This is a genomic window from Streptomyces prasinopilosus, from assembly GCF_001419695.1.
GTDB lineage: Bacteria > Actinomycetota > Actinomycetes > Streptomycetales > Streptomycetaceae > Streptomyces > Streptomyces prasinopilosus.
This window is the reverse complement of the sequence record NZ_LIRG01000387.1, coordinates 1-4400: the sequence shown is the minus strand read 5'-3', so window position 1 is coordinate 4400 and position 4400 is coordinate 1. Positions and strand designations below refer to the sequence as shown.

Below are 4400 nucleotides of genomic sequence, written 5' to 3'. Positions count from 1 at the left end.
GCGGAGGGATTTGAACCCTCGGTGACTTGCGCCACACTCGCTTTCGAGGCGAGCTCCTTCGGCCGCTCGGACACGCTACCGGGAGAGACCTTACAGCACGCGGCGCGATGGTTCGAAATCGGTGTGCGGGCGGGGCGGTCCGCCGTCAGCGGTCCCGGAAGAACGCGGTGAGCAGCCGGGCGCACTCCTCGGCGAGCACTCCTTCGACGACTTCGGGCCGGTGGTTGAGCCGCTGGTCGCGGACGACGTCCCAGAGGGAGCCGGCCGCGCCCGCCTTCTCGTCCCGGGCGCCGTAGACGAGCCGGTCGATCCGGGACTGCTGGATCGCGCCCGCGCACATGGTGCAGGGCTCCAGCGTGACCACGAGGGTGCAGTCGGCGAGCCGCCACTGCCCCAGTGCCGCGGCGGCCCGCCGCAGGGCGAGCAGTTCCGCGTGTGCGGTGGGGTCGTGGGCGGCCTCGCGTTCGTTGTGCCCGGAGGCCAGCACGGTGCTGCCGTCCGGCGCCAGGACGATCGCGCCGACGGGCACGTCCCCGTTCCGGGCGGCCCGTTCGGCCTCGTCCAGGGCGAGCCGCATCGCGGCCCGCCAGGGAGCGCGCACCGGGTCGGGCACCGGGTCCGGAGCCGGCTCGCGCGCCGGGTCGGGCACGGGCCGCGGCGCCGGACCGCGCACGGGCTCGGGCGGGGTGGGCCCGGTCAGCGGACGGTCTCCAGGACCTCGGCGGCGCCCAGGACCTCGGCGATCGCTCCGAGGGCGTCCCCGGACAGCGAACGCAGGTCCTTCTCGCTCACGCCCAGGTCGTCCAGGACCCGGGCGTCGCCGACCGGGCCGTGCGGCACGGAATCGGCGGAGCCGGTGTCCGCCGCGCCGTCCGCACCGGCGCCGGCGTCGTCCGGTTCGCCGTCCTCCGTGCCGTCGAGGTCGAGGGCGTCCAGGTCGGGGCCGTCGACCACGGGCTCCCGGCCGAGCAGCTCGTCGGTGAGCAGGATCTCGCCGTAGCTGCTGCGGGCGGCGGCCGCGGCGTCGGACACGTAGATACGAGGGTCGTCCTCGCCGTCCACGCGGACGACGCCGAACCAGCCGTCCTCCTGCTCGATCAGCACGAGCACCGTGTCCTCGTCGGGGGCGGCCTCCCGTGCCAGGTCGGCCAGGTCCGACAGGGTCTCCACATCGTCGAGTTCCGTGTCGCTCGCTTCCCACCCGTCTTCGGTGCGCGCGAGCAGTGCGGCGAAGTACACCGTGACTCTCCCACTGGTCTTAGGCGTGCCGGTTGGGGGTCCCCCCGGCGGAGGTGTGCGGGCGGGGAGCGCTGTACGAGCCCCGCCCATTCGGAATCGTGGCAGAAACAAGGCCGTCAGGGGGCGTCTTCGGCTCCCTGTGTCCGGCAGTTGTGACCCGCCCCGTCGAGTGTCCCCCGGGCGGCTGCCCGGGACCCGCCGACGCGCTCGCCGCCGCCACAGCGGATCGTACGCGGCTCGGACTGCCGTGCTCGTACGCCCACGGGGCAAACACCCGCATGGGCCGCGATCTTCCCGCAGCCGGGCCTGTTCCCGCGGGGTTCGCGACCTCCCGTTCACCCCGGGGGCGTCCCCGCTCCCCGCGGCCGTGGGCCTCCTACCAGCGGAAGGTCCGCATGCGCATCGCGTGCCGCAGCCGGGCCGCCTTGGCGCGGCGCGGCTGGACCCGGTCGCGCAGCGCCCGGGCCTCGGCGAGTTCGCGCAGGAACCGGGCGCGCCGCCGCCGCCGCTCGGCGTCCGTCTCGTCCGCGCCGGGCGGTCCGGTCATGCCGGGCAGCCCGGACACCCCGGAGACCTCCGGCCCGCCCGGTGCGCCGGGCAGGCCCCGGGAGGCCTCGCGTGTCGACGGCTTGTCTCGGGAATTGCGCTCAGGCATTGTTTCACCACCCCAGTCCGTCCCTCCCACCTTCCCCCGGACGGACGGTTTGACGCCAGCGAAGGAGGCGGGGGCGGACGGCGGTGCCTGCCGTGTGCGGGTGAACCGGGCCCGGTCCTGCCCGGTTAATGTGGGGACATGCGTCTCCACGTCGTCGACCACCCCCTGGTCGCACACAAGCTCACCACGCTGCGCGACCAGCGCACCGACTCCGCGACCTTCCGCCGTCTCGCCGACGAGCTGGTCACCCTCCTCGCCTACGAGGCCACGCGCGACGTGCGCACCGAACAGGTCGACATCCGAACGCCGGTGGAGCGGACCACGGGCGTCAAGCTCTCCCACCCGCGCCCGCTGGTGGTGCCGATCCTGCGGGCCGGTCTCGGCATGCTGGACGGCATGGTCCGGCTGCTGCCGACCGCCGAGGTGGGCTTCCTCGGCATGATCCGCAACGAGGAGACGCTGCAGGCCTCGACGTACACCACCCGGATGCCCGAGGACCTCTCCGGACGTCAGGTGTACGTGCTGGACCCGATGCTCGCCACCGGCGGCACGCTGGTCGCCGCGATCCAGGAGCTGATCAAGCGGGGCGCGGACGACGTGACCGCGGTGGTGCTGCTGGCCGCCCCCGAGGGCGTCGAGGTGATGGAGCGCGAGCTGGCCGGCACCCCGGTGACCGTCGTGACGGCGTCGGTCGACGAGCGCCTCAACGAGCAGGGCTACATCGTGCCGGGTCTCGGGGACGCGGGGGACCGGATGTACGGGGCGGCCGAGTAGGCCGTCCGCCGCGGGTGGGCGTCACGCGGGGGACGGCGGCGCGGACCGCCCGTCCGCGGGGCGACCGCGGGACTGCCCCGGGGCGACCGCGGGGTGATCCCAGGAGGCGGCCGTTCCCGGGCCCGAGGACAGGGCCCGGGAACGGCCGTCGCCGCTTCCGCTCCCGGCTCCTGCGGGCCGCTTCGCCTCCGGTGTCAGCAGCTCTTCTTCACGGTGGGGGCGGGCGCGGGTTCGTTCAGCGCGGCCAGGGCCCGGTCGGCGTCCGCCCGGGCCGTCAGCCGGGTGAAGGCGTCGCCGATGATCAGGTCGATCTCGGTGCCCTTGCGGGAGGCCTCGGTGCGGCGTTCGGCGTCGGCGAGCTGGGTGCCGAGCACCGGCAGCGAGGTCTTGAGGGCGGACGCGGGGCCGAGGAGCACTCCGGTGCCCTTGACCTTCTTGTCGTACTCCTCGGCCGCGTTGCCGACGTCGCCGATCTTGAAGCCGCGCTTCTTCAGTTCGTCCGCGGTCTTCTTGGCCAGACCCGGCTCGGTCGTGGCGTTGAGGACGTTGACCGTGATCCGGCCGGGCGCGGGGAGCGCGGCAGCGGGGCTCGGACGGGGCGAGGGGGTGGTCTCGGTGACACAGCCCGTCGTGACGCCGACCGCGGAGGCGGGGTTGCCGCCGCCGGTGAAGACGTCGAAGAGCTGCAGGGTGCCCCAGCCGGCCACGCCGAGCGCCGCGACGGAGGTGAGGGCCAGGACGACGAGCTTGCCGCGGCGTCGGGGGCGGCGCATCCGCGGGTACTTGTCACCCCGGATCTGGTACTGGCCGCCCATGCCGGGAGGAGTCAGCATGCTCATGGGCGCAGCGTAGTGCGCTCCGGCGGCTCTGCCTACCAGATGATCATTCGATAGCGCGCAGTCCAACCCGAAAGGGTCAAACCCGGTGCCGGAGGAGGCGCGTACGGCGGGACGGGGGAGCCTCGAGGGCGCACCCGGGCACGCCGCGTACGGGGTGGTGGCGTCCGCGCGGCCGACGGGTGCCGTCCGCGCGCGGGTCGGCGCGGGCCGGAGCCGCCCGGCGGTCTCCGGTCCGGGCCGGGGAGGGTCAGCCCAGGTCGAGGACGCGGGCGTGCAGCACCTGACGCTGCTGGAGTGCCGCCCGCACCGCGCGGTGCAGCCCGTCCTCCAGGTACAGGTCGCCCTGCCACTTCACGACGTGCGCGAAGAGGTCGCCGTAGAAGGTCGAGTCCTCGGCGAGGAGGGTCTCGAGGTCGAGTTGCTGCTTCGTCGTGACGAGCTGATCGAGGCGGACCGGGCGCGGCGCGACGTCCGCCCACGACCGGGTGCTTTCCCGGCCGTGGTCGGGGTACGGCCGGCCGTTTCCGATGCGCTTGAAGATCACACGGAAAGCCTACCGGCCCAGACGTTCCGGGCGCAGCCATGGCGGTGGAGTACGACACGGGAAAAAGCGTGCGGGAGCGGGACGAAACGGAAGGAGGGGGAGGGCGGTGTCCGGCTCCCGGTGACCGGCGGGTCCGCGGGTCAGCCCGTGCGCCAGTACCCCAGGGCGTGCATCCGCTGCTTGGGCACGCCCAGTTCCTTGCGCAGGAACGCCGACAGGGTCCGGGTGGTCGCGGTGTCGCAGGCGACCCAGACGTACGGGTCGGGGTGGGCCCGCAGCAGACCGGGCAGGTCGGCCCGGACCCGTTCGACGAGGTGGGCGCCGGAGTCCCGGCGCCCACCTCGTCGAA

The 4400-nt window shown here is 74.1% G+C and carries 7 protein-coding genes; 1 reads left to right on the top strand and 6 read right to left on the bottom strand.

Annotated features, from left to right (window positions below; translation table 11 throughout):
• Positions 1-145: 145 nt before the first annotated feature.
• From tadA to AOK18_RS17110, 3 genes are all read right to left on the bottom strand, one after another.
• A complete protein-coding gene (gene tadA, locus AOK18_RS17120) occupies positions 146-577 on the bottom strand; it encodes a tRNA adenosine(34) deaminase TadA (RefSeq protein WP_079105051.1) in 432 nt (143 codons plus the stop codon).
• A 119-nt stretch (positions 578-696) separates the two neighbouring features.
• Positions 697-1239 (bottom strand): tRNA adenosine deaminase-associated protein, encoded by a 543-nt coding sequence (locus tag AOK18_RS17115; protein WP_055572739.1) that lies wholly within the window; start codon positions 1237-1239, stop codon positions 697-699.
• Between the two features lie 376 nt (positions 1240-1615).
• Positions 1616-1894, bottom strand: a complete 279-nt coding sequence (locus tag AOK18_RS17110; protein ID WP_139058394.1) for a hypothetical protein — start codon at positions 1892-1894, stop codon at positions 1616-1618.
• 138 nt (positions 1895-2032) lie between these two features.
• Between AOK18_RS17110 and upp the strand changes: the two genes are divergently transcribed.
• A complete protein-coding gene (gene upp, locus AOK18_RS17105; protein WP_055572737.1) occupies positions 2033-2668 on the top strand; it encodes a uracil phosphoribosyltransferase in 636 nt (211 codons plus the stop codon).
• Between the two features lie 194 nt (positions 2669-2862).
• Here upp and AOK18_RS17100 read toward each other — a convergent pair whose 3' ends face one another.
• From AOK18_RS17100 to AOK18_RS17090, 3 genes are all read right to left on the bottom strand, one after another.
• Complete coding sequence (locus AOK18_RS17100) at positions 2863-3483, bottom strand: LytR C-terminal domain-containing protein (RefSeq protein ID WP_055694945.1); 621 nt, start codon at positions 3481-3483, stop codon at positions 2863-2865.
• A 271-nt stretch (positions 3484-3754) separates the two neighbouring features.
• A complete protein-coding gene (locus tag AOK18_RS17095) occupies positions 3755-4051 on the bottom strand; it encodes a type II toxin-antitoxin system VapB family antitoxin (protein ID WP_055572735.1) in 297 nt (98 codons plus the stop codon).
• 140 nt (positions 4052-4191) lie between these two features.
• Positions 4192-4400 (bottom strand): SIP domain-containing protein (locus AOK18_RS17090; RefSeq protein WP_167738699.1); only part of this gene is annotated, 209 nt, incomplete at its 5' end.

What these genes read in the sequence shown, in the direction of transcription:
- AOK18_RS17110 (WP_139058394.1), bottom strand. Translation starts at nt 1,894, where the DNA reads ATGCCTGAGCGCAATTCCCGAGACAAGCCGTCGACACGCGAGGCCTCC.
- AOK18_RS17100 (WP_055694945.1), bottom strand. Translation starts at nt 3,483, where the DNA reads ATGGGCGGCCAGTACCAGATCCGGGGTGACAAGTACCCGCGGATGCGC.
- upp (WP_055572737.1), top strand. Translation starts at nt 2,033, where the DNA reads ATGCGTCTCCACGTCGTCGACCACCCCCTGGTCGCACACAAGCTCACC.
- tadA (WP_079105051.1), bottom strand. Translation starts at nt 577, where the DNA reads ATGCGGCTCGCCCTGGACGAGGCCGAACGGGCCGCCCGGAACGGGGAC.